Source organism: Enterobacter cloacae (assembly GCF_013375935.1).
GTDB lineage: Bacteria > Pseudomonadota > Gammaproteobacteria > Enterobacterales > Enterobacteriaceae > Enterobacter > Enterobacter pasteurii.
Genome location: NZ_CP056117.1, coordinates 1,888,508 through 1,912,152 on the forward strand (window position 1 = coordinate 1,888,508; position 23,645 = coordinate 1,912,152).

Annotated in this window: 27 protein-coding genes; 13 read left to right on the forward strand and 14 right to left on the reverse strand. The window is 58.7% G+C overall.

Annotation, left to right across the window (positions count from 1 at the left end; genetic code table 11):
* Positions 1-7: 7 nt before the first annotated feature.
* The 5 genes from hemW to HWQ14_RS08960 are packed head-to-tail and all read right to left on the reverse strand — an operon-like array spanning position 8 to position 3,328.
* The gene (hemW, locus tag HWQ14_RS08940; protein WP_176609513.1) at positions 8-1,156 is read right to left on the reverse strand and encodes a radical SAM family heme chaperone HemW; all 1,149 of its coding nucleotides are present in this window, start codon (positions 1,154-1,156) and stop codon (positions 8-10) included.
* Positions 1,149-1,742 (reverse strand): XTP/dITP diphosphatase, encoded by a 594-nt coding sequence (locus HWQ14_RS08945; protein WP_148418512.1) that lies wholly within the window; start codon positions 1,740-1,742, stop codon positions 1,149-1,151. Before HWQ14_RS08945 ends, hemW begins: the two co-directional genes overlap by 8 nt.
* Before the next feature lie 3 nt (positions 1,743-1,745).
* Positions 1,746-2,042, reverse strand: coding sequence for a DUF167 family protein YggU (gene yggU, locus HWQ14_RS08950; protein WP_047364545.1), 297 nt, complete (start codon positions 2,040-2,042; stop codon positions 1,746-1,748).
* Complete coding sequence (locus HWQ14_RS08955; RefSeq protein WP_148418513.1) at positions 2,039-2,605, reverse strand: YggT family protein; 567 nt, start codon at positions 2,603-2,605, stop codon at positions 2,039-2,041. Before HWQ14_RS08955 ends, yggU begins: the two co-directional genes overlap by 4 nt.
* Before the next feature lie 21 nt (positions 2,606-2,626).
* The gene (locus HWQ14_RS08960) at positions 2,627-3,328 is read right to left on the reverse strand and encodes a YggS family pyridoxal phosphate-dependent enzyme (RefSeq protein ID WP_176609514.1); all 702 of its coding nucleotides are present in this window, start codon (positions 3,326-3,328) and stop codon (positions 2,627-2,629) included.
* 17 nt (positions 3,329-3,345) lie between these two features.
* Between HWQ14_RS08960 and HWQ14_RS08965 the strand changes: the two genes are divergently transcribed.
* Positions 3,346-4,326: a type IV pilus twitching motility protein PilT gene (locus HWQ14_RS08965; protein WP_176609515.1), complete on the forward strand. Its 981-nt coding sequence runs from the start codon at positions 3,346-3,348 to the stop codon at positions 4,324-4,326.
* Positions 4,327-4,336: 10 nt separating this feature from the next.
* On the opposite strand, the gene ruvX is transcribed toward HWQ14_RS08965, so the two are convergent.
* From ruvX to metK, 8 genes are all read right to left on the reverse strand, one after another.
* Complete coding sequence (gene ruvX / locus HWQ14_RS08970; protein ID WP_114979901.1) at positions 4,337-4,753, reverse strand: Holliday junction resolvase RuvX; 417 nt, start codon at positions 4,751-4,753, stop codon at positions 4,337-4,339.
* Positions 4,753-5,313 (reverse strand): YqgE/AlgH family protein, encoded by a 561-nt coding sequence (locus HWQ14_RS08975; protein ID WP_148418516.1) that lies wholly within the window; start codon positions 5,311-5,313, stop codon positions 4,753-4,755. Before HWQ14_RS08975 ends, ruvX begins: the two co-directional genes overlap by 1 nt.
* 74 nt (positions 5,314-5,387) lie before the next feature.
* On the reverse strand, positions 5,388-6,335 hold the full coding sequence (gshB, locus tag HWQ14_RS08980) for a glutathione synthase (protein ID WP_176609516.1): 948 nt from the start codon (positions 6,333-6,335) through the stop codon (positions 5,388-5,390).
* Between the two features lie 19 nt (positions 6,336-6,354).
* Positions 6,355-7,086 (reverse strand): 16S rRNA (uracil(1498)-N(3))-methyltransferase, encoded by a 732-nt coding sequence (rsmE, locus tag HWQ14_RS08985; protein WP_176611173.1) that lies wholly within the window; start codon positions 7,084-7,086, stop codon positions 6,355-6,357.
* Between the two features lie 51 nt (positions 7,087-7,137).
* Positions 7,138-7,845: a deoxyribonuclease I gene (endA, locus tag HWQ14_RS08990; RefSeq protein WP_148418519.1), complete on the reverse strand. Its 708-nt coding sequence runs from the start codon at positions 7,843-7,845 to the stop codon at positions 7,138-7,140.
* A 94-nt stretch (positions 7,846-7,939) separates the two neighbouring features.
* Positions 7,940-8,437 carry a SprT family zinc-dependent metalloprotease gene (locus HWQ14_RS08995; protein WP_176609517.1) on the reverse strand — a complete coding sequence of 166 codons (498 nt, stop codon included), beginning with the start codon at positions 8,435-8,437 and terminating at the stop codon, positions 7,940-7,942.
* A 58-nt stretch (positions 8,438-8,495) separates the two neighbouring features.
* Positions 8,496-9,893, reverse strand: a complete 1,398-nt coding sequence (gene galP, locus HWQ14_RS09000) for a galactose/proton symporter (protein WP_148418520.1) — start codon at positions 9,891-9,893, stop codon at positions 8,496-8,498.
* Between the two features lie 361 nt (positions 9,894-10,254).
* The gene (gene metK / locus HWQ14_RS09005) at positions 10,255-11,409 is read right to left on the reverse strand and encodes a methionine adenosyltransferase (protein ID WP_061097111.1); all 1,155 of its coding nucleotides are present in this window, start codon (positions 11,407-11,409) and stop codon (positions 10,255-10,257) included.
* 425 nt (positions 11,410-11,834) lie between these two features.
* On the opposite strand from metK, the gene HWQ14_RS23490 reads away from it, so the two are divergent.
* From HWQ14_RS23490 to speB, 4 genes are all read left to right on the forward strand, one after another.
* On the forward strand, positions 11,835-11,978 hold the full coding sequence (locus tag HWQ14_RS23490; RefSeq protein WP_418250466.1) for a hypothetical protein: 144 nt from the start codon (positions 11,835-11,837) through the stop codon (positions 11,976-11,978).
* Positions 11,979-12,072: 94 nt separating this feature from the next.
* On the forward strand, positions 12,073-12,204 hold the full coding sequence (gene yqgB / locus HWQ14_RS09015; RefSeq protein WP_057979949.1) for an acid stress response protein YqgB: 132 nt from the start codon (positions 12,073-12,075) through the stop codon (positions 12,202-12,204).
* 8 nt (positions 12,205-12,212) lie between these two features.
* Positions 12,213-14,189 carry a biosynthetic arginine decarboxylase gene (speA, locus tag HWQ14_RS09020; protein ID WP_148418521.1) on the forward strand — a complete coding sequence of 659 codons (1,977 nt, stop codon included), beginning with the start codon at positions 12,213-12,215 and terminating at the stop codon, positions 14,187-14,189.
* Between the two features lie 214 nt (positions 14,190-14,403).
* The gene (speB, locus tag HWQ14_RS09025; protein WP_058608614.1) at positions 14,404-15,324 is read left to right on the forward strand and encodes an agmatinase; all 921 of its coding nucleotides are present in this window, start codon (positions 14,404-14,406) and stop codon (positions 15,322-15,324) included.
* A gap of 2 nt (positions 15,325-15,326) precedes the next feature.
* Here speB and HWQ14_RS09030 read toward each other — a convergent pair whose 3' ends face one another.
* Positions 15,327-16,538 (reverse strand): MFS transporter, encoded by a 1,212-nt coding sequence (locus HWQ14_RS09030; protein ID WP_176609519.1) that lies wholly within the window; start codon positions 16,536-16,538, stop codon positions 15,327-15,329.
* A 414-nt stretch (positions 16,539-16,952) separates the two neighbouring features.
* Here HWQ14_RS09030 and HWQ14_RS09035 point away from each other — a divergent pair, with 414 nt between their 5' ends.
* The 8 genes from HWQ14_RS09035 (at position 16,953) to HWQ14_RS09070 (ending at position 23,635) form a co-directional block, all read left to right on the forward strand.
* Positions 16,953-17,276, forward strand: coding sequence for a Rieske (2Fe-2S) protein (locus HWQ14_RS09035; RefSeq protein WP_003860044.1), 324 nt, complete (start codon positions 16,953-16,955; stop codon positions 17,274-17,276).
* The gene (locus HWQ14_RS09040) at positions 17,273-17,581 is read left to right on the forward strand and encodes a recombinase-like helix-turn-helix domain-containing protein (protein WP_148418524.1); all 309 of its coding nucleotides are present in this window, start codon (positions 17,273-17,275) and stop codon (positions 17,579-17,581) included. The genes HWQ14_RS09035 and HWQ14_RS09040 overlap by 4 nt, the downstream gene beginning before the upstream one ends.
* A gap of 10 nt (positions 17,582-17,591) precedes the next feature.
* On the forward strand, positions 17,592-18,614 hold the full coding sequence (locus tag HWQ14_RS09045; protein WP_176609520.1) for an aromatic ring-hydroxylating oxygenase subunit alpha: 1,023 nt from the start codon (positions 17,592-17,594) through the stop codon (positions 18,612-18,614).
* The gene (locus HWQ14_RS09050; protein WP_176609521.1) at positions 18,614-19,363 is read left to right on the forward strand and encodes an SDR family oxidoreductase; all 750 of its coding nucleotides are present in this window, start codon (positions 18,614-18,616) and stop codon (positions 19,361-19,363) included. The genes HWQ14_RS09045 and HWQ14_RS09050 overlap by 1 nt, the downstream gene beginning before the upstream one ends.
* A 12-nt stretch (positions 19,364-19,375) precedes the next feature.
* Positions 19,376-20,164, forward strand: coding sequence for an IclR family transcriptional regulator (locus tag HWQ14_RS09055; protein WP_176609522.1), 789 nt, complete (start codon positions 19,376-19,378; stop codon positions 20,162-20,164).
* A gap of 78 nt (positions 20,165-20,242) precedes the next feature.
* The gene (locus HWQ14_RS09060; RefSeq protein WP_176609523.1) at positions 20,243-21,169 is read left to right on the forward strand and encodes a VOC family protein; all 927 of its coding nucleotides are present in this window, start codon (positions 20,243-20,245) and stop codon (positions 21,167-21,169) included.
* Complete coding sequence (locus HWQ14_RS09065) at positions 21,166-22,353, forward strand: NAD(P)/FAD-dependent oxidoreductase (protein WP_176609524.1); 1,188 nt, start codon at positions 21,166-21,168, stop codon at positions 22,351-22,353. The genes HWQ14_RS09060 and HWQ14_RS09065 overlap by 4 nt, the downstream gene beginning before the upstream one ends.
* A 25-nt stretch (positions 22,354-22,378) precedes the next feature.
* Entirely contained in the window at positions 22,379-23,635 is a 1,257-nt protein-coding gene (locus HWQ14_RS09070) for an MFS transporter (protein ID WP_176609525.1), read from the forward strand.
* Positions 23,636-23,645 lie beyond the last annotated feature (10 nt).

A 23,645-nucleotide genomic window follows, 5' to 3' on the forward strand; every position in this document is an offset into this window, starting at 1 on the left:
TCCTGAATCAGCCTTCAGATTCTTCGGCGAGGAACAGCTCAAGAAGGGAGTTTAAGAACAGCTTGCCGTGCTCGGTGATCTGCCAGTATTCCTCACATTCCGTGAGATACCCCTGCGCCAGCGCCTCGTCAATTTGTGGGCGAATCACCGATTCCGGCAGTCCGGTATAGCACGCAAACTCTTTCCGCGGTGCGGCTTCCAGCAGGCGGAAGCGGTTCATAAAGAACTCAAACGGCTTGTCCGCCGCCTCGACGTCGTGCTGACGTTCGAGATTACGACCTTCCATATACCCGCGCGGATGGCGCGTTTTGGCGGTGCGCAGAATTCGCCCGTCCGGGAAGGTCACTTTGCCGTGCGCGCCGCAGCCAATCCCCAGATAGTCGCCAAATCGCCAGTAGTTCAGGTTGTGCTGACACTGATATCCCGGCTTCGCATAGGCAGACGTTTCATATTGCTCATAGCCCGCAGCGGTTAACAGCCGGTGGCCCTGCTCGAAGATATCCCACAGCGCGTCGTCGTCCGGCAGCACCGGAGGACGGGAACCAAACAGGGTGTTCGGCTCAATGGTCAGCTGATACCACGACAGATGCGGCGGCGCCAGCGCAATCGCCTGGCGCAAATCGTCCAGCGCCTCTTCCAGCGACTGATCCGGCAGACCGTGCATCAGATCGAGGTTAAAGCTGCGCAGGCCAAGCCCTGTCGCCAGGTTTGCCGCGCGCTTCGCCTCTTCCGGGCCGTGAATGCGCCCCAGGCGCTTCAGCTTTGGCTCGCTAAAGCTCTGCACGCCGATGGAGATACGGTTCACGCCAGCGCGCTGATACTCGACAAAACGGTCGGCCTCAACGGTGCCGGGGTTGGCTTCCATCGTAATTTCAGCATCCGCTGCCAGATTCAGGCGCGACCGCACGCCGTCCAGCAGCGTCTGCATCGCCGGGCCTGAAAGCAGGCTCGGCGTACCGCCACCAATAAAAATGGTCTTTACTTCACGTCCCTGCGCGTACGGTACATCGGCATCCAGGTCGGCCAGCAGATGGGCAACGTAGTCATCATGCGGCACTTCGCCCTTCAGCGCGTGCGAGTTGAAATCGCAGTACGGACATTTCTGCACGCACCACGGGATATGAATATAAAGACTCAGAGGCGGCAAATTAGCCATTACGCAGTGCTTCCAGTAACAGTTTCAGGGCGCGTCCACGGTGGGAAATCGCGCTTTTCTCTTCGCGGGTCAGTTCCGCAGCGGTTTTGCCCTCGGTGGGGACAAAGAAAATCGGGTCGTAGCCAAAGCCGCCGCTGCCTGCCGCCTCACGGGTAATCACGCCCGGCCAGCTGCCGTGGCAGACGATCGGCGTTGGATCTTCCGCGTGACGCATGTAGACCAGCACGCAGTGGAACTGCGCGGTACGCTGTTCGTCAGGCACGTCCTTCAGGGCAACGAGCAGCTTTTCCAGGTTTTGCCGGTCGGTAGCGTCCACGCCGGAGTAGCGGGCGGAGTAAATGCCCGGCGCACCCCCCAGAAAATCCACCGCCAGGCCGGAGTCATCGGCAATTGCAGGCAGCCCCGTGATTTGCGCGGCGTGGCGCGCTTTCAGAATGGCGTTTTCGATAAACGTCAGGCCCGTCTCTTCGGCGGAATCGACGCCCAGCTCGGTCTGAGCCACCACGTCCAGCCCAAAATCATTTAATAGCGAGGCCAGCTCGCGCACTTTACCGGCGTTACCGGTGGCGAGAACAACTTTCTGCATGGTTTAGTCCTGTTCTGTCAGAGCCGCGACTTCCGTCGGGATAGATTGCGGATTGAGGATTTTTACCTGTTTATGCCGCCCAAGTTCACCTTTTTCAATGATGACCTGGCTTTTAGCAACGCGAAACTGTTTAGCCAGATATTTGGTCAGATGCGCATTCGCCTGACCGTCTACCGGCGGGGCGGTGATGGCGACCTTTAACTCGTCGCCATGCAGCCCCACAATGCTGTCGCGGCTGGCTTTCGGCTGAATGTACAGCCGTAAGACCAGCCCGTCGGTGCAGGTGCTTACCGCACTCATAACGCCATCCACAGCCCCGGCAGCAGCATATTGCCCGTTGCCTGCAGCAGCTCCGCAATGCCCATATTGAGCACGTACAGCAGCAGCACGAGAAGCATCGGCGAGAAGTCGATACCGCCCATCGCCGGCAGCAGACTGCGAATCGGACGCAGCAGCGGTTCAGTGAGCTGAATCAGCGCGTATTCCACAGGGCTGCGGCCCCGGCTCACCCAGCTCATGATTGCCATGACCAGCAGGACCCAGAAGATCAGCAGGCCGACGGTTTTCACGAGGATCAGGACGGCAGAAATCCAGATAATCGGCTGGAAGGTAATGACCATAAACAGCACGATCGCTTTGATAACGCTCAGAATAAACGCCATCAGCAGAGATGAGCTGTCAATCGGCCCCATTGCCGGAATAACGCGGCGAAGCGGCCCCACAACAGGCTGCGTAATTTTCACGATAAATTGTGAGAACGGGTTGTAAAAATCACAGCGGGCCCACTGCATCCAGACGCGCAGTAACAGCGCCATCGTGTACAGCTCAATCACCGTTGAGAGCAGGAAAGTCAACGTCTTCATGGCGTTCCTCAGTTTTCCTTATTATTGGGTGTAATCGCGCGCACCGAAAATTGCCGTGCCGATGCGCACCATGGTACTGCCTGCCGCGATGGCGGCTTCCATATCGTCCGACATGCCCAGAGAAAGCGTGTCTACCGTGTCATAGCGCGCTTTAAGCGCCTCAAATGCTACAGCCATTTGCTGTGCCACGGCAAACTGCCTTTCATAACTTGACTCAGGCGCCGGAATTGCCATCAGCCCGCGCAGGGTCAGGCGCGGCAGCGCCGCCACCTCAGCCGCCAGCGCATCCAGCTCGCTCAGCGCAATGCCGGACTTGCTGTTTTCATCACTGATATTGATTTGAATCAGCACGTTAAGCGCGGGCAGCTCCGCCGGACGCTGGTCGTTCAGACGGGTAGCAATGCGCAGGCGATCGAGGGTGTGGCACCAGTCGAAGTGCTCTGCCACCAGACGGCTTTTGTTCGACTGTAGCGGACCGATAAAGTGCCATTGCAGGTCCGTATTACCCTGTTCCCGGAAATAGCGAATTTTATCCACGCCTTCCTGCACGTAGTTTTCGCCAAACGCGCGATGGCCGGCGGCAATCGCTTCTGCGATGGCGCTCGCAGGCTTGGTTTTGCTGACTGCAAGCAAGGTAATTTCTTCTGAAGTACGGCCGCAACGCGTTGCAGCGGCTGAGATTTTGTCCCGGACCTGTGCCAGGTTATGCGCAATGTCGTTCATTTTCCGAGGAGTAGTCTATGGATGTGGAAGAAATTGTGGCCCTTAGTGTAAAGCATAACGTCTCCGATCTACACCTGTGCAGTGATTCGCCGCCGCGCTGGCGCAGAGCGGGGCGCCTTGAACCCGCGCCGTTTCCGCCCCCGGACGTGGAGGCGTTATTGAAAGCGTGGCTCAACGACGAGCAGCAGGGCACATGGTGGGCGAGCGGGCAGGTGGATTTTGCCGTTACCGTTGCGGGCAATCAGCGTCTGCGCGGCAGCGCGTTCAGGCATATGCAGGGCGTTTCGATCGCGCTGCGGCTGTTGCCGCTGGCGTGTCCGCAGCTCTCCACGTTAGGCGTGCCGCGAACGATCCCGGCGCTACTGTGCAATGACGATGGTCTGATTCTGGTCACCGGCGCAACCGGCAGCGGGAAGTCAACGACGCTTGCAGCGATGGTCGATTTTCTCAATCACCATACGGACGGCCATATTCTTACCCTGGAAGATCCGGTGGAGTTCAGGTACCAGAGCGAACGCTGTCTGATTCAGCAGCGGGAGATAGGCCAGCACAGCCCGTCCTTTGCCGAGGCGCTGCGCAGCGCGCTGCGTGAAGATCCGGATGTCATTTTGCTTGGCGAGCTGCGCGACAGCGAAACTATCCGCCTGGCGCTGACGGCGGCTGAGACCGGGCATCTGGTGTTAGCCACGCTGCATACGCGCGGTGCGGCTCAGGCAATTGAGCGCCTGGTGGATATCTTCCCGGCGCAGGAGAAAGATCCGGTGCGTAATCAGCTGGCGGGAAGCCTGCGTGCGGTGCTGGCTCAGAAGCTGCGTCAGGACGTTCAGGGCGGGCGCGTGGCGCTGTATGAGCTTCTGGTGAATACCCCGGCGGCGGCAAACCTGATCCGCGAAGGCAAAACGTGGCAACTGCCGGGCATTATTCAAACCGGACAGCAGGCGGGGATGCAGAACTTTGAGCAGAGCCTGGCGGAGCGACGGGCGCAGGGGCGGCTGTAGGCCCCGGCGCTCAGTAACCCTGTTCGAAATAGCTTTCGAGGATGATGACGGCAGAGGCCGAATCAACGCTGCCTTTGTTCAGCGCCCGGAAACCGCCGTGCTCGAATAGGCCCGCACGCGCTTCGACGGTGCTCAGGCGTTCGTCGTGCAGCTTTACGGAGACGCCGAAGCGGCCATGAATTTTGTTCGCGAACTTGCGCGCGCGGGCGGTGAGCGGCTGCTCGGTGCCGTCCATGTTCAGCGGTAGCCCAACAATTACGTCGTCCGGCTGCCACTCCTTGAGCAGGCGCTCAATGAGGTTCCAGTCCGGCGTGCCGTCGTTGGCCTTCAGCGCCGCGAGCGGGCGAGCCGTACCGGTGATGCGTTGACCAACGGCAACGCCGATGCTTTTGGTTCCGAAGTCGAAGGCTAGAAGGGTGCCGCTCATTACGCGTGCCCCGCAACGCCAGGCATGGTCAGAATATCAATGCCAATTAGCTTTGCCGCGTCACGCCAGCGATCGGCGATAGGGGTTTTAAACAGGATGTTCATATCCGCAGGGGCCGTCAGCCAGGCGTTGTCCAGAATCTCTTGTTCCAGCTGGCCTTTTTCCCAGGAGGCATAGCCGAGCGCGACCAGCACTTCAGAAGGCTGCTTTGCGGTACCCAGCGTTTCGAGCACGTCGCGGGAGGTGGTGACAACGGTGTTATCGGAGATACGAATGCTGGATGAGAAAACCGGCGGAGTGTGAAGGATAAAGCCACGATCTTCTGCAAGCGGGCCGCCCAGCATCACCGGTTTATCGAGACGGATTTCCGGCAGACGATCTTCAGCGGTGATTTTCAGCTTGTCCAGGATCCCCTCAACCTGCAGGTTTTCCAGCGGTTTATTGATGATAATCCCCATCGCGCCGTCTTCATTGTATTCACAAATATAAACAACGGCGCGGCGGAAAATCGGATCCTGGAGAGCAGGCATGGCAATAAGAAAGTGATGCTGTAAATTCATTGTCAGAGGTACTGTTTCCTGGTTTAAAAAGCGACAGCGCCCAGTATGGGGATAAACACAGGCGCTGTCACAGGTTATTTCTGTAAACGTTTTTCGATAGCGTCCATCAGCATTCCAGTGATCGAGATCGGGAATTCCGCTTCGATTTCACGAATGCAGGTCGGGCTGGTGACGTTCACTTCGGTCAGGCGATCGCCGATGATATCGAGGCCAACGAAGATCAGGCCTTTGGCTTTCAGCGTAGGGCCGACGCGGCGGGCAATTTCCCAGTCGCTTTCGCTCAACGGACGCGGTTCGCCGCGACCGCCGGCCGCCAGGTTGCCGCGGGTTTCGCCGCCCTGCGGGATACGCGCCAGGCAGTAAGGCACCGGCTCGCCATCTACCACCAGCACGCGTTTGTCACCGTCTTTAATGGCCGGCAGATAGTTCTGCGCCATGCAGTAGCGGGTACCCAGCTCGGTCAGCGTTTCGGCAATGACGCCGATGTTCGGATCGCCTTCCTTCACGCGGAAGATAGACGCGCCGCCCATGCCGTCCAGCGGCTTCATGATGATATCGCCGTGCTTCTGCCAGAACTCTTTCAGCTGCGCCTTGCTGCGGGTCACCAGCGTTTCCGGCGTCAGGTCAGAGAACCAGGCGGTGTAGAGCTTCTCGTTACAGTCACGCAGGCTTTGCGGCTTGTTGACGATCAGCGTCCCTTTCTCCTCGGCGCGCTCAAGGATATAGGTGGAGTAAATGTATTCGGTGTCGAACGGCGGATCTTTACGCATCAGGATGACGTTGAGATCGGCAAGGGCAATATCCTGCTCGGTGCCAAACTCGTACCATTTGTCGTAGTTCTGCTCGACGTTAACGATGCGGGTGCGCGCGCGGGCTTCACCGTTGATCAGGTAAAGATCGTTCATCTCCATATAGTGGAGTTCATAGCCGCGACGCTGCGCTTCCAGCAGCATGGCGAAGCTGGAATCTTTCTTGATGTTAATGTTTGCGATGGGGTCCATCACGATGCCGAGCTTGATCATCTTCTTCTCCGTTAATGGGTCAACCCAGATCGCCAAACCGTACCTGTAGCGCGGTAATGGCTGTGAGTGCCGTTGTCTCAGTGCGCAGAACGCGAGGTCCCAACAGAATATCAGTAAACTGGTAACGCCCCGTCATGGCAATTTCGTCAGCCGACAGGCCGCCTTCCGGGCCAATCAGCAGGCGTACGCGCTCAACGGGCAGCGGCAGCGTGTTGATGCTGGCGCTGGCGCGCGGATGAAGATTAAGCTTAAGCCCGCTTTCCTCTTCTGCACACCAGTCCTCCAGATCCATCGCCGGGCGGATCTCCGGGATGCGGTTGCGGCCGCTCTGTTCGCAGGCCGCAATGGCAATTTTCTGCCACTGCTGGATCTTCTTATTCAGACGTTCCGCATCCAGTTTAACGCCGCAGCGCTCAGAAAAAAGTGGCGTAATGAGGCTTACACCCAGTTCAATGGATTTCTGAATGGTGAACTCCATCTTTTCCCCGCGCGACATCACCTGACCCAGATGAATGTGAAGGGGGGATTCACGGTCGTCCACTTCGCCACGCAGCACCTTGACGTGTACGCTTTTTTTGTCGGCGCGCGTAATTTCAGCGTCGAAAACCTGATTTGAGCCGTCGAACAGCTGGAGCGCCTGGCCGGCACCCATGCGCAGCACGCGGCCTACGTGGTGTGCTGCGTCGTCAGACAGGGCGATTTCGCCGCCGGCGGTAATCAGTTCAGGATGGTAAATGCGGGGGATGCGCATAGTCAGAAATTCCATGTGTCATGCAATATAAGCGAATTGCCGTAGTGTAGGTTAGCTCTTTTGCGCCTGGCAAGCCCGCTGGACGTAAGGGTTATGATTCCCCTGGACTTTGGCGATACGTTCGTCGCGCTGGCATTCCCAGTCCGTCACCGGATACTGCTTATCCCATGCGTTGAATAGCTGCGTCTGCTGGCGGGAAAGGTTGAGATCGTAGCGATCGCGCATATAGAAATAGGTACGGGCGATGCTGCCGCGCGCGCGGGCAGGGGGTTCGGCGACTTTCTCCTTGAAGTCCACCTTCATGGCGCACTGGCCGTACTGGCCTTCGCCACCGTTCCACTGGCTGTACATGAAGTTACCGCGATCGCCGTTTACCTCGCCCACGGCGGGCTGCAGGTTATGCATATCGCTTTCCATCTGGCGGTATACCGGATCTTTCGCGCAGTTTTTGCGTCCGCCATCCTGCCAGCACTGGCGCTGGTGGCCAAACTGCCAGGCCGGAACAACGTGTTCCCATTCGATTCGGCTGGCGCGGTTCTCGTTCTTGCGTACCTTATAGCCGCAGGACTCAAGGTCAACGACCCCTTTTTTTCCCTGCCAGTTAATTTTGCACCCGCAGTAGAAATCACCCGGCACGTCGGCGTTAATCTTTACGCCTGCGGTTTTTGCCTGAGAGAAACTGTGAATACCGTCGGCCAGAGCATGGCCGGAGAGCGCCGTCGCCAGAAACGCGACCGCGAGAGAAACATTACGGGACATCTTACACTCCGTGTCAAAACGAGCCCGCAACGTAACGAATGTTGTTCCCGTATGCAATCAGGCAGATCATGAAAGTTCCTGATTGTTCAGTTGATTATTCTGCAACCAGCGGTTCGCCGCACTTCACGCAGCGGTAGGTGGCCTCGCCGCGCACCACCCGGTTGTGACGCCGGACGGTGAGCTGATGCTGCTGGCACCGGCAGCGGTAGGGAAACGTATTGCGGCGTACCGATTCCAGCTCGAACTGATGCGTGCGGCGCGCCGGAACGCCAAGCACCGCCTCCATCATCCACTTCCACTCTTTGCCGTGCGGTGCGACGCGGCCAAAGTGTTTCCACACCAGAAGATGGGCCAGCTCGTGCGGTACCACCTCCTCAATGAACGCCTGCTGGTTTTCCATCATCAGAACCGGGTTCAGGCGGATCTCATAGGATTCCAGCCAGGCGGTACCCGCCGCGGTTCCCCGCTGCTGGTAGACCAGCTTAGGTTCAGGATAATTGCGGCCGAGCTTCAGGTTGGCCTGGGCGAGTTTTTCCCGCAGGCTGCGCATAACGGCTTGCTGAATGGCGATGGGGAGATGGGGAGCTTTCATAGGGGCAGAGCATAAAGCGGGAAGCGGGGAGGCGCAAGAGGCGCCTCCCGCAGGAGGATTAGTCGTGTGCGCCGATTTCGCGCAGAGGACGACCTTTCATCAGGTTACGTTCGATGTGTTCCAGTGAAACGTGCTTGGTTTCAGGAACCAGCCAGACGGTAAGAACAATAAAGAACAGGTTCAGACCGGCGTAGACCCAGAAGGTGTTGGCGTTACCCAGGGTGTTGAGCATGGTCAGGAACGTTGCGCCGACGATCATGTTGGCAATCCAGTTGGTCGCGGTAGAGCAGGTGATACCAAAGTCACGCCCTTTCAGCGGCTGGATCTCAGAGCACAGCACCCAAATCAGCGGACCGGCACTCATCGCAAAACCAACGATAAACATCAGCAGCATCGCCACGGCGAAATACTGCGCGGTTGGGGAGTGAATGCCCATGTGCATCATGGTGCCCAGCACGCCCATACCGATAGCCATCACCAGGAAGCCCAGCGTCAGGGTTGGCTTACGTCCCCAGCGGTCAACCAGGCCGATGGCAATGAAGGTCGCCAGCACGTTGGTCAGACCGACGATAACGGTGCCCCACATCTGCTCGGTGGTGTTGGTGTAACCCGCCAGCTCGAAGATTTTTGGCGCGTAATACATGATGACGTTCATCCCGGTGAATTGCTGCATTACCTGTAACAGCACGCCAAGGAACACCGCGCGGCGGAAGTTGCTGTTCTCTTTGAACAGCGCCCAGCCAGACTGTTTAATCTTCAGGCTTTCGCGGATCTCTTCCAGCTCGTTTTTCGCCTCTGCGCTGGTATCGCGCAGGCGTAAGAGCACCCGTTCCGCATCGTGGAAGCGGCGCTTGGCGGCAAACCAGCGCGGGCTGTCCGGCAGGAAGAAGACGCCGATCAGCAGCAGGATGGCAGGAATGATGATCACACCCAGCATCCAGCGCCATGCGCCGCTGTAGCTGAACGCGGTATCGGAAAGATAAGCGCCCAGAATACCGATGGTGATCATCAGCTGGTACATGGAGATCATGCTGCCGCGAATTTTTTCCGGCGCGATTTCAGACAGGTAAAGCGGAGCGGTATAAGACGCGACGCCCACCGCCAGACCCAGCAGCACGCGGGAGAGGATCAGGACCTCAACGTTAGGCGCCGCAGCAGAGAACAGCGAGCCGGCAACGAACAGGATCGCGCCGATCATCAGGCTCTTTTTACGCCCGAGCTTAAAGGAGAGCCAGCCGCTGCCGACCGCGCCGACGGCGGCACCGAACATCATCGAGCTAACCACCCATTCCTGAGTGTGTGCGCTAATCTGGAACTCTTCGGTGATGAAAGGTAATGCACCGGCAATTACGCCAATATCCAGGCCAAAGAGTAATCCTGCCAGAGCGGCAAGGAAGCAGACGAAGAACGTCATTGCCTTATTGGACGTACGCCCCTGTTTATTATTGTCAGGCATTATGCCCTCCAGTTTGGTTATCAGTTTTATCAATGTTAAGGGTAGGTGAGCGACCCATAAAAATATGTGAGACAAATCACAATGGTGTAATCGGTTACACTAACCTGTAACCGTAAAAATAATTAAAGCTTTGAAAATATAGAGGTAAATTAATTGATGTGCATCGCGTTTGCATGAATTTCAGACTTAACTGAAAGGAAATGTAACAGCAGAAGAAAGGCGATTGTGCAAAGAGATTATTCTGAAAGCGGAGCGCGAAGCATGAGGTGTAATCGGTTCCATGTTATGCGGCTTTGCGCCGCCACATGATATAAAAAAGGCCAGCGCAAAGGCTGGCCTGTTTAACGCATTTAGCGATCGGTTACTTCAGACCGGCAGCTTCACGCAGCAGAGCGGCTTTGTCGGTTTTTTCCCATGGGAAATGTTCGCGACCAAAGTGACCGTACGCGGCGGTTTCCTGGTAGATTGGGTGCAGCAGATCCAGCATCTGAATCAGGCCGTATGGACGCAGGTCGAAGAACTCGCGCACCAGCAGGGTCAGCTGTTCAGAAGGCACTTTTTCCGTGCCGAAGGTTTCAACCATGATGGAGGTTGGCTCAGCCACGCCGATAGCGTAGGAAACCTGAATCTCACAGCGGTCAGCCAGGCCCGCAGCAACGATGTTTTTCGCAACATAACGTGCAGCGTACGCGGCAGAACGGTCAACCTTAGACGGATCTTTACCGGAGAAGGCACCGCCACCGTGACGCGCCATGCCGCCGTAGGTATCAACGATGATCTTACGACCGGTCAGGCCGCAGTCGCCCATTGGGCCGCCGATAACAAAGCGTCCGGTTGGGTTGATGAAGAATTTGGTCGCAGAGCTCAGCCATTCGGTCGGCAGAACCGGCTTGATGATCTCTTCCATCACCGCTTCCTGCAGGGATTTCTGGTCAATATCTTCGGCATGCTGAGTGGAGAGCACCACGGCATCGATACCGACGATTTTGCCGTCGTCATACTGGAAGGTCACCTGGCTTTTCGCATCCGGACGCAGCCACGGCAGGGTGCCGTTTTTACGTACTTCAGCCTGACGCTGCACCAGGCGGTGTGCGTAGGTCACAGGTGCCGGCATCAGCACGTCGGTTTCGTTGGTTGCGTAGCCGAACATCAGGCCCTGGTCGCCCGCGCCCTGTTCCAGCGGATCGGCACGGTCAACGCCCTGGTTGATGTCCGGAGACTGTTTGCCAATCGCGCTCAGTACCGCGCAGGAGTTGGCATCAAAGCCCATATCAGAATGCACATAGCCGATCTCACGCACCGTATTACGGGTGATCTCTTCGATATCAACCCATGCGCTGGTGGTGATCTCACCGCCAACCAGAACCATGCCGGTTTTGACATAGGTTTCACACGCTACGCGCGCTTTAGGATCCTGCGCGAGGATCGCATCCAGCACCGCATCGGAGATTTGGTCAGCAATTTTATCAGGATGTCCTTCTGATACAGACTCGGACGTAAACAGGTGTTTTGCCATGTTATATTTCACCTAAGAGGAATTTGGTTAGCTCAAGCTGCTGTGTGGAATAGCCAAAGGAGATAATTCTACCAAGGCCTGCAGGATTTTGACACTGGCAGTCTGAGTGTTAATCAGTATGGATGGATTAACATCTGGACGGCTATTTTAGGTCACTTCTTCGGCCGATTTCCAGTTTTTTTTGACAACGCTCTCACTGAGTTGAATTCATTACTGGAAATTTTTCCTGACGCTCCTGGCAACCCACGTATTTATCTTTTGCTTTTTACCCCTGTTCTCGGTATAAAACGCGGCGCGCGGCTCATACCAAAAAAGCGCTCGATGAACTCATCGTGTCGCCACTTCCAGCCGGGTTAAGCAGTGAACTTTTAGCTTTGGCTTGTGGTCCGTTTCAGCAGAGGCGGCCGTGGAGGTGATACGAGATAATGAACCATCGTTTTCCGCTCATTCAGCGCAGCCGTTCTGGCGCGCATTTGATTCCCGCAACCCGCATTTCTAGTCTGCAAACCTGCCGATGTTATACCCATCTCGGCGCTTCTCAGGATTCCAGAGCCGGTCACGCTTTGTGAAAACTGAACAAGGGCGCTCTTGTTAATACAGGAGTTTTCTCGTGGTTTCGCCGAACCTTGTCATACAGAGTTCGGATACGTGTTTTACAATGATATGAATAAGAAACCGGTCGCACGGTCTGGATTTCAGCATACTCTGCTGGGAAATGGAGCCGTTAATGGGTTGTTATCGCCGTATAACGCTGCGATAGTAGTCAACTGTTTTACACTTAATACAAAGAGTTGAGGTTCGCTATGTCTGACGACATGTCTTCGCTTTCGCCTTCGTCAGCAGGCGAACAGGGTGTACTACGTTCTATGCAGGAGGTTGCGATGAGCTCCCAGGAAGCCAGCAAGATGCTGCGCACTTACAATATTGCCTGGTGGGGCAATAACTACTACGACGTCAACGAGCTGGGCCACATCACCGTCTGCCCGGACCCGGACGTACCGGAAGCGCGCGTGGATCTCGCTAAGCTGGTGAAAGCCCGTGAAGCGCAGGGCCAGCGCCTGCCTGCACTGTTCTGCTTCCCGCAGATCCTGCAACACCGCCTGCGTTCCATCAACGCCGCGTTCAAACGCGCGCGCGAATCGTATGGCTATAACGGCGACTATTTCCTCGTTTACCCGATCAAGGTGAACCAGCACCGCCGCGTAATTGAATCCCTGATCCACTCCGGCGAACCGCTGGGCCTCGAAGCGGGTTCTAAAGCGGAGCTGATGGCGGTCCTGGCCCACGCGGGCATGACCCGGTCGGTGATCGTCTGTAACGGCTATAAAGACCGTGAATACATTCGTCTGGCGCTGATCGGCGAGAAGATGGGCCACAAGGTCTATCTGGTGATCGAAAAGATGACCGAAATCGCCATCGTTCTGGAAGAGGCCGAGCGTCTGAACGTGGTGCCTCGCCTTGGCGTGCGTGCGCGTCTGGCGTCCCAGGGCTCCGGTAAATGGCAGTCCTCCGGCGGCGAAAAATCCAAGTTCGGCCTCGCGGCGAACCAGGTGCTACAGCTGGTGGAAATCCTGCGCGAGCGCGGTCGTCTGGACAGCATTCAGCTGCTGCACTTCCACCTCGGCTCGCAGATGGCCAACATCCGCGATATCGCCACCGGCGTGCGTGAGTCAGCGCGTTTCTACGTTGAGCTGCACAAGCTCGGCGTGAATATTCAGTGCTTCGACGTGGGCGGCGGCCTGGGCGTGGACTATGAAGGTACCCGCTCGCAGTCTGACTGCTCCGTAAACTACGGACTGAACGAATACGCCAACAACATCATCTGGGCGATTGGCGATGCCTGTGAAGAGCACGGCCTGCCGCATCCAACGGTAATCACCGAGTCCGGCCGCGCGGTCACCGCGCACCATACGGTGCTGGTTTCGAACATCATCGGCGTTGAGCGTAGCGAAATCACCGAAGCGACGCCTCCGCAGGACGATGCCCCGCGTTCCCTGCAGAGCATGTGGGAAACCTGGCAGGAGATGCACGAGCCGGGCACGCGCCGTTCCCTGCGCGAGTGGCTGCACGATAGCCAGATGGATTTGCACGACATTCACGTCGGCTACTCTTCAGGCACCTTCAGCCTGCAGGAGCGCGCGTGGGCGGAGCAGCTCTATCTGAATATGTGCCATGAAGTGCAGAAACAGCTCGACCCGAGCAACCGCGCGCACCGTCCGATCATCGACGAACTGCAGGAGCGTATGGCGGATAAGATGTACGTCAACTTCTCCCTGTTCCAGTCGATGCCGGATGCCTGGGGTATCGACCAGCTGTTCCCGGTTCTGCCGCTGGAAGGGCTGAACCACGCGCCGGAACGCCGTGCCGTGCTGCTGGACATCACCTGTGATTCCGATGGCGCTATCGATCACTACGTGGATGGCGACGGTATCGCGACCACCATGCCGATGCCGGAATACGATCCTGAGAATCCGCCAATGCTGGGCTTCTTTATGGTCGGCGCGTATCAGGAGATCCTCGGCAACATGCACAACCTGTTCGGCGATACCGAAGCGGTTGACGTGTTTGTCTTCCCTGACGGCAGCGTGGAGGTTGAGCTGTCCGACGAAGGGGATACCGTGGCTGACATGCTCGAATACGTGCAGCTGGATCCGAAAAAACTGCTCACCCAGTTCCGCGACCAGGTGAAAAACACCGGTCTGGACGATGCGCTGCAGCAGCAGTTCCTGGAAGAGTTTGAAGCGGGTCTGTACGGTTACACCTACCTGGAAGACGAATAAGCTTTTTATTCCCTCTCCCCTCTGGGGAGAGGGTTAGGGTGAGGGGCAAAGGCCGCACAATGCCCTATACTCACTTGAACCCGTATGAATTAGCGGCGATAATTCGCCCCACTATGCGATTTACAAATCAATCCCTTCCTCGTCGGGTTTAACGACGCGGAGGGGATTTTTTTTCATCTGTTTTTAATGCATCGACTTTAAAAGAGGTCAGGACATGAGCACTTTAGGTCATCAGTACGATAACTCTCTGGTATCTAACGCGTTTGGTTTTTTACGCCTTCCGATGAACTTCCAGCCGTACGACAGCGACGCTGACTGGGTGATCACCGGCGTACCGTTCGACATGGCAACGTCCGGCCGCGCGGGTGGACGCCACGGTCCGGCGGCTATCCGTCAGGTTTCCACTAACCTGGCCTGGGAGCACAACCGCTTCCCGTGGAACTTCGACATGCGCGAGCGCCTGAACGTGGTGGACTGCGGTGACCTGGTGTACGCCTTCGGCGACGCGCGTGAAATGAGCGAAAAGCTGCAGGCACACGCCGAGAAGCTGCTGGCTGCCGGCAAGCGCATGCTCTCCTTCGGTGGCGACCACTTCGTCACGCTGCCGCTGCTGCGCGCCCACGCGAAGCACTTCGGCAAAATGGCGCTGGTGCACTTTGACGCGCATACCGACACCTACGCGAACGGCTGCGAGTTTGACCACGGCACCATGTTCTTCACCGCGCCGAAAGAAGGCCTGATCGATCCGAACCACTCGGTGCAGATCGGCATCCGCACCGAATTCGACAAAGACAACGGCTTCACCGTGCTGGACGCCTGCCAGGTGAACGATCGCGGCGTCGATGACATCATCGCGCAGGTGAAGCAGATCGTCGGCGATATGCCCGTTTATCTGACCTTTGACATCGACTGCCTGGATCCGGCCTTTGCGCCGGGCACGGGTACGCCGGTGATCGGCGGCCTGACCTCAGATCGCGCCATCAAGCTGGTGCGCGGCCTGAAGGATCTGAACATCGTCGGGATGGACGTGGTAGAAGTGGCTCCGGCCTATGACCAGTCCGAGATCACCGCGCTGGCCGCGGCGACCCTGGCGCTGGAAATGCTCTACATCCAGGCGGCGAAAAAAGGCGAATAAGCCTACGCGCTGAGTGCTGCTGCGCGACGCATGCGCAGCAGCAACATTCCCCCGGCCAGCAGGGTAACAACCTGCGACGCCACCAGCACCGAAAAGCCAGAACTGACCGACCCCACCGAGCTCATCACCATTCCCATCAGCAGTGGAATAAAGGCCGCGCAGATATTGCCGATCCCGTTAATGATGCCGTAGGCGCTGCCCACCGCGTCCCGCGCGGCGTGGTGCTGGATCGTCGCCGGAATGGCCGCGCCCTGAAGCCCCCAGAAGGCGTTAGCCGACAGCATAAACAGCGCCAGCCAGGCGGGCTGATGGCTGAGCATCAGCCCGACTACGGACAGCGCCGTCAGCGCCCCGCCCGCCACAAACAGCACCGGCGCCTGTTCCGGGCGCATTTTATCGAGCAGTACGCCGCCGAGGAACTTAGAGCCGAGGCTCAGCAGGAAAGGCACCGCTGCGAGCATGCCCGTGGCGTGCAGCGAAAAGCGGTGCTCGTCGCGCAGCCACGCGGGCAGCCAGGCGCTGCTTCCCCAGAGATAGCTCAGCGTGGCGATTTCAACCAGCAGGATCCAGCCCAGCAGCGGCGTTTGCCAGGCGAGCGTAAACGTCTCCAGCATCCCGCGTTTTTTCAGCTTCAGCGGGCTATGTGGCGCCGGAAGAAAACGCCAGATCAGGCCACCGCCGAGCGCCAGATTAATCGCCGCCAGCGCATAAAACGATCCGGCCCAGCCCAGATGCGTCATCAGCCAGGTAACCAGCGGAAAGCCCACGGCCAGCCCGAGCGAGACGCCCAGCGCGGTTACGGCGTTGGGCTTGCCTATCTCCTGCGCGGGAAAGTTGTCGCTGATAAAGCGCGTCTTCATTGAAAAGAGCGGTCCTTCGGCAATACCTAAGATGATGCGGGCGATAAGCATCCCCATCAGCGAGCCCAGCAGCGGAGAAATGGCGCAGACCAGGGCCCAAATCACAATGCTGCTTAATAATCCCTGCCGATAATGAAATTTGCTTTCTATAACTGGCGTTAATAATAAAGCCGAAAAGCCATAACCCAGCAGAAAGCAGGTCATCAGCATTCCCTGTAACATTCTGTTTTCATTTAGCTGAAAGTGTTCGGCAAATTCCGGGTTTAAAATCATTACCGAGATATTTACCCTGTCGATGTAGGAAATAATAATGAGAAATAACAGTGCAATTGTGCCTTGCCATCTTGCCGTCATGATGTCTGCCTTATGCGTGCTTAGGTTTATATTTTTAACAGCGTGACTGTCACGGAGATAAAATGGTTCACCAGTGAAACTCATTGTTTATAAACAATAAAATTGAATTAAGTTTCACAGGTGAAACCGTCATCGCTTCAGCCTTTTTATTTTTAAGGAGCAAAAAGAAAAGAAGTCAATATCTCTTTCTTTAAAATTACAGCCATCGATTAATCGTATCCTTTCACGCGGCAATAATGAAAATTTCATATCGCTGCATTTTTTCGTGATCCTTTGCACACTTAGTTAATTAATTCCCGTTTGATTAACAAATTCTTCACATTGTCGCTTGACGAAACATTCACCGCTTTTATATTGACCGTATTAAATAAGAAACAGAGTTTCATATATGAAACAAAAGCCTGGAGGATCGTGATGAGCTGGATAGGCGTATGTGACGCAGAACAAGTGCAGGAAGATTTCCCTTTTAGCGGCAACGTCGACGGTAAAGAGATCGGCGTTTATTTGATTGACGGTGAATATTACGCGCTGGAAGACGTATGCCCGCACGCTTATGCCCTGCTGAGCCAGGGCTTTGTGGAAGACGGCAAGGTGGAATGCCCGCTGCATGAAGCGGTGTTCGACGTGAAAACCGGCCAGTGCCTTCACGGCCCCGGCGGCCGCAACCTTAACCGCTACCCGGTTCGGGTCTTTGAAAACCAGATTCAGATTACCTTCGTCGAGGAGACCGTGGCATGAGCGACACCCTGAACTACAACCCCGCGCTGCCGGAAAGCCGTCAGTTTACCCCACCGGCAGAGGGCGGTAACGGTGCCATTCATAAGCCGGGTGATTACTCGAATCTGATCTGGCAGACCCGCAGCCGCGAGCCGGAAAGCTGGGAGATGAACCTGATTGCGACGCTGGAAGATCTCTTCGAGCAGGGCGTTGAAACCTTACCGGAGCTGGTCAACGGGCTGAACGCGGTGCGCATGCACGACCAGCAGGGCGAGCCGTGGAGCGACGCCAGCTTCCAGGCATTCTTACAGGTTAACGGCTACTGAGGGCAACGCGATGACGACTACCGTACAAAACTATCTCGATAAAGGCCTGCGCGGCCTCTGGTATCCGGTGCTGGCGAGCTGGGAAGTACAGTCTGCGCCGGTGGGCATTACTCGTCTGGGCGAACAGATTGTGGTCTGGCGCAATAAAGATGGTCAGGTGCAGGCGCTGGAAGACCGCTGTCCGCACCGCGGCGCGCGCCTGTCGATGGGCTGGAACCTCGGTGACCGCATCGCCTGCTGGTATCACGGCGTGGAGGTGGCGGGAAACGGTGAAGTGAAAGACGTGCCCGCCGTGGACAAATGTCCGCTGGTCGGCCAGCAGTGCGTGCGCAGCTATAACGTGCAGGAGGCGCACGGCGCCATCTTCCTGTGGTTCGGCGTCACCGCCGATCAGCAGCCGGACGAGCTGACCTTCCCGGAGGAGCTTGCCGATACGGACAGCTTCAGCAACTTCCTCTGCACCGCCGCGTGGAAATGCAATTACCAGTACGCGCTGGAAAACGTGATGGATCCGATGCACGGAACCTATCTGCACTCCTCCTCGCACTCGATGGCGGAAGGGGATCGCAAGGCCGACATGGTGCTCCAGCCGACGAAAACCGGCTTTATTTTCGAGAAGAAAGGGCAGAGCGGTATCAACTTTGACTGGGTGGAGCTGGGCAACAGCGGCGCCTGCTGGATGCGGCTCTCCATTCCCTATAAGAAGCGTTTCGGACCGGGCGGTCACTTCTTTATCGTCGGCATGGTGGTGCCGGAAGATAACGACAACTGCCGCGTCTTCTTCTGGCGCATCCGCCGCGTGCAGGGCTGGCAGCGCGACATGTGGCGCTTCATGTACCGCAATCGCCTGGAAAAGCTGCACTGGGAGGTGCTGGAGCAGGACCGCGTGGTGCTGGAAAGCCTGGCGCCAAACGCCCGCGACCATGAATACCTGTACCAGCACGACGTCGGCCTCTCTCGCCTGCGCCGCATGATGCAAAAGGCCGCTAAAGAGCAGCTGGCGATGCGCGAAGAACAGCAGGGAGCCGCCTGATGAACGGGCTGCTGGGCGGCAAGCGCATCGTCGTGACCGGCGCCGCGCGCGGGCTGGGCTATCACTTTGCCAGAGCCTGCGCGGAGCAGGGCGCCGCGGTGGTGATGTGCGACATCCTGAAAGGCGAACTGGCCGAAAGCGCCCACCGGCTGAGCGGGCAGGGTTATGCGATCGAATCGCACGTTATCGATCTGGCCGATCCGCGCTCCATTGAACGGGTGTTCAGCACCGTTGGCGAGCATGGGCACATCGACGGCCTGGTGAACAACGCGGCGATGGCGACGGGCGTGGGCGGTAAGAATATGCTTGATTACGATCCTGACCTGTGGGACCGCGTGATGAGCGTGAACGTCAAAGGCACCTGGCTGGTGACGCGCGCCGCCGTGCCGCTGCTGCACGAAGGGGCAGCCATTGTGAACGTGGCGTCCGATACCGCGCTGTGGGGCGCGCCGCGCCTGATGGCCTACGTCGCCAGCAAAGGCGCCGTGATTGCCATGACCCGCTCAATGGCGCGCGAGCTGGGTGAAAAGCGCATCCGAATCAACGCTATCGCGCCGGGGCTGACCCGCGTCGAGGCCACCGAATATGTGCCCGCTGAACGCCATCAGCTCTACGAAAACGGCCGGGCGCTAGCGGGCGCGCAGCAGCCGGAAGACGTGACCGGCAGCGTGGTCTGGCTGTTAAGCGATCTGTCGCGGTTCATCACCGGACAGCTGATCCCGGTCAACGGCGGTTTTGTCTTTAACTAAGGTAGGGCGACGATGGCAGACGATCGGGAAGTGAAGTATCTGGTGCCGGGGCTGGAGCGCGGTTTACAGCTGCTGCTGGCCTTTGGCGAGCAGCATCGCGATTTGACCTTTGCCGAGCTGCACCGGCTGGTGGATATGCCGAAGGCCACCGCGTACCGCGTGGTGCAGACCCTGGAGTATATGGGCTTTCTGGAGCGCAACGCGCGCACCAATACCTTTTCGCTGGGCATGAACGTGCTGCGTCTGGGCTTTGAGTACATCGCCTCGCTGGACGTGGCGCAGGTGGGTCAGCCGGTGATCGAGCAGCTTCGGGACGTGAGCCAGTGCAGCAGCCATCTGGCGATCCGCGACGGGCGCGACATCATCTACATCGCCCGCGTCAGCGCCGCCGGGTCGCGCATCAACCAGGTCAGCATTGGAACCCGCCTGCCGGTGCACTGCACCTCGCTCGGCCGCATGCTGCTGACCGATCTTTCCCGCGCCGATTTCGAACAGCTGTTCCCGCACGAGCGCCTGCCGGGCAACGTACCGGGGCAGCTTCACGACCGCGAAGCCCTGTGGCAGATGGTGCAGCAGGACAAAGCCCGCGGGTACGTGATTGGCGAATCCTTCTTCCGCCACGGCATCTCCTCCATCGTCTACCCGGTGTATGACCGGAGCCATCGCGTGACGGCGGTCGTCAGCATTCTGGTGCCGTCGGAGGAGATCCCGCAGGCCGACCGCGAGCGGCTGCAAAACGAGGTTCGCCTTGCGGCGGATAAAATTTCTGGCTTCTTAGGCTACCTGTCGCAGGCCAGTTAAATCAGTGAGTTAACGCCAGGCGCTTCGCTGCGTCGGGCATGTTTTACGCCCAATTTGGGCCAGATGAGGCAACGAACGATGAGTGTAACCGGAATTGAAAAGCTGGAATTTGGCGTGGAAGACCTGACGCACTGCGCCAAATTTATGCGTGATTTTGGCCTGACGGGCGATGCCAGCGGCCAGCGTTTTACCACCCTGAGCGGCGCGCGCGTGGAGCTTAACCCGATCGACAGCCCCGACCTGCCTCCCGCGTTTGAGGCGGGTAACACCCTGCGCCGCATGACCTGGGCGGTTGCCGCCCGGTCAGATCTCGACGCGCTGCGCCCGAAGCTTGCGCAGCAGCCCGGCTTTCGCGAAGTGGGCGACGCCCTGGAGTGTCTTGACCCGAACGGCATGACGCTGCGCGTGCAGGTCAGCCAGCAGACCGACGTGGAGCTGAACGTTGAGCCGATCAACCAGTGGGGCGACGCTCGCCGTATCGACACCCCCAGCCCGGTTTACGATCGCGCCCAGCCGATCAACGTCGGTCACGTGGTGTTCTTCGTGGAGGAGCTGGCGGCGGTGGAGAAATTTTACCGCGAGGTGCTCGGCTTCCAGGTCTCGGACCGCTACATCAACCGCGCCGTGTTCCTGCGCTGCGGCGCGCGCGGCGGGCATCACAACCTCTTTTTGCTACAGCTTCCACACCGCAAGCGTGGCCTGAACCACGTGGCCTTCACCGTGCGCGACATCCACGAGGTGATCGGCGGCGGGATTGCGATGAACAAAAATGAATGGAGCACCTTCATCGGGCCGGGCCGCCATCCGGTGTCCTCAGCCTACTTCTGGTACGTCAACAGCCCGACCGGCGGGGCGTTTGAGTATTACACCAACGACGATTACCTGACGGAAAACTGGCAGCCGCGCGAGCTGGAGCATTCGCTGGTCTCCTTTACCGAGTGGGCGGTGGAGGGCGGCATTGACCACGACACGCGCCGCCAGCAGAAAAAGCCGGAGGCGGTATGACGTCGCGCATTGTCATTATCGGCGGCGGCCAGGCGGGCGGCTGGGCGGCGAAAACCCTGCGCGACGAGGGCTTCGACGGCGAGATTTGCGTGGTGGCGGAGGAGGAATGGGATTTCTACGAGCGTCCGCCCCTGTCGAAAGCGTCTTTGCTGGAGCCGGACGCGGCGCTCCCGCGGCTGTTTACCGACGAGGCGCAGCGGGCGCTGAACCTGACCTGGTACCGGCCGCTGCGCGCGGAGCAGATCGACCGCGAGGCGAAAACGGTGCGCTTGAGCAGCGGTGAGCATCTTAGTTACAACATCCTTTTAATTGCCACCGGGGGGCGGGCGCGCCTGCCGGGCGAGGCGTGGGCTGCGCATCCGCAGGTCTATACCCTGCGCCACTGGCAGGACGCGCAGCGTCTGAAAAGCCGTCTGGCGGAGAGCCGCACCCTGGCTATCGTTGGCGGCGGCTGGATCGGCCTTGAGATTGCCGCTTCCGCGCGCAGGAGCGGCGTGGCGGTCACGCTATTCGAGCAGCAGCCCGCCCTCTGCATGCGCTCGGTGAGCGGCGAGGTGTCGCAGCGCCTGGCGGCTATCCACCGCGAGCAGGGCGTGGAGATCCGCACCGGCTGCGGCGCGCTGGAGCTGGAGGACGACAACGGTCTGCCGGTCATCCACTGCGACGGCAGGCGCGAAACCTTTGACGCGGCGGTGGTAGGCATCGGCGTCGATCTTAACCTGGAGCTGGCGCGCGACGCCGGGCTGCAAACCGGGCGCGGGATCGTGGTGGATGCCCAGGGGCGCACCTCGGATCCGCACATCTTTGCCGCCGGGGACGTGGCGCAGCATCACCGCTACGGCCTGTGCATCCAGTCCTGGGCCTTCGCCCAGAACCAGGCGGTGGCGACGGCGAAGGCGATGCTGAACCCCGATGCGCCAGGCTACGACGATGCGCCGTGGCTTTGGTCGGATCAGTACCAGCACAATATCCAGATCCTCGGCATTCCGCAGCCGGGCGGGAAAATGCTGGTGCGCGAAGACGCGCTGTTCTTCTCGCTGGACGAAAACGGGCGGCTGACGCAGCTGGTGGCGTTTAACGACGCGCGCACCGTCAAGCTGGCGAAGCGCTGGATGGCGGCGGGGCGCGATCTGTCCGACGTGCCGCTCGCCGACCCGGCTTTTTCACTGATGTCACTGCGATAGCTAACCCGCACCCGTAGGGGGAGACATGACCACATTAGAGACCAACACCGCGCCCGCAGAGGCGAGCGGTGAGGTAACCCGCACGCCCGAAAAAGCGGTGCGCTGGGCCATCCCGCTGTCGCTGCTGGCCTGCGTGCTGCTGGCGTTTTTCGACAAAATCAGCATCGCGGCGCTGTTTTCCGACGGCCATTTCCAGCAGGCGATGGGCATCGATTTTGACACCACGCGCCTCGGCATTCTGATGAGCGCCTTCCTGCTGAGCTACGGCTTTTCGTCGGTCTTCCTCAGCGGGCTGGGGGACAAAATCGCCCCGCTGCGCCTGCTTACCGGAATGATGGTGGTGTGGTGCGTGCTGATGGTGGCGATGGGCTTTACCCATAACTACACGCTGATGATCGTCCTGCGCATCCTGCTGGGCGTGGCGGAAGGGCCGCTGTTCCCGCTGGCCTTCGCCATCGTGCGACACAACTTCCCGCAGCATCTGCAGGCGCGCGCCACCATGCTGTGGCTGCTTGGCACGCCGGTTGGCGCGGCGATAGGCTTCCCGCTTTCTCTCTGGCTGCTGAACACCTTCGGCTGGCAGAGCACCTTCTTCGTGATGGCGATGCTTACCCTGCCGGTGCTGATCTTCGTGCGCGTTGGCCTGCGCGGGATCCGGCTGGAGGCAAAACCCGGCACGTCGCAGGCGTCCCGGGAGGAGCGGCGAGCGGCGCGGCGCGAGCTGTTCGTCAGCCCGCACTTCTGGATCATCTGCATCTTTAACATCGCCTTCCTGACCTACCTGTGGGGCATTAACGGCTGGCTGCCGGGCTATCTGATCAAGGGCAAGGGCATTCACCTGGAGCACGCGGGCTGGCTGTCGTCGATGCCGTTCATCGCCATGCTGGCAGGCGAAGTGATTGGCGCATGGCTCTCTGACCGGGTCGATAAGCGCGCGGCGGCCTGCTTTATCTCGATGGCGGGGGCGGCGGTAGGATTGGCGGCGGTGATGCACCTCGACACCCCGCTTACCATCATCGCGGCGATGAGCTTCAGCACCTTTATGTGGGGCACCGGCGCACCCAACATTTTCGCCCTGCTGGCGAAGGCCACCCATCCGCGGGTGAGCGCCACGGCGGGGGGGATTTTCAACGGGCTGGGAAACTTTGCGGGCGCGCTGTCGCCGGCGGTGATGGGCGCGCTTATCGCCTTCACCCACAGCATGGATTCCGGGCTGATTTTTCTGGCGGTGATGGCGGCGGTGGGCTGCGTCCTGTTACTGCCGCTGCTGAGACGTTACTGAGGAGAGTGTC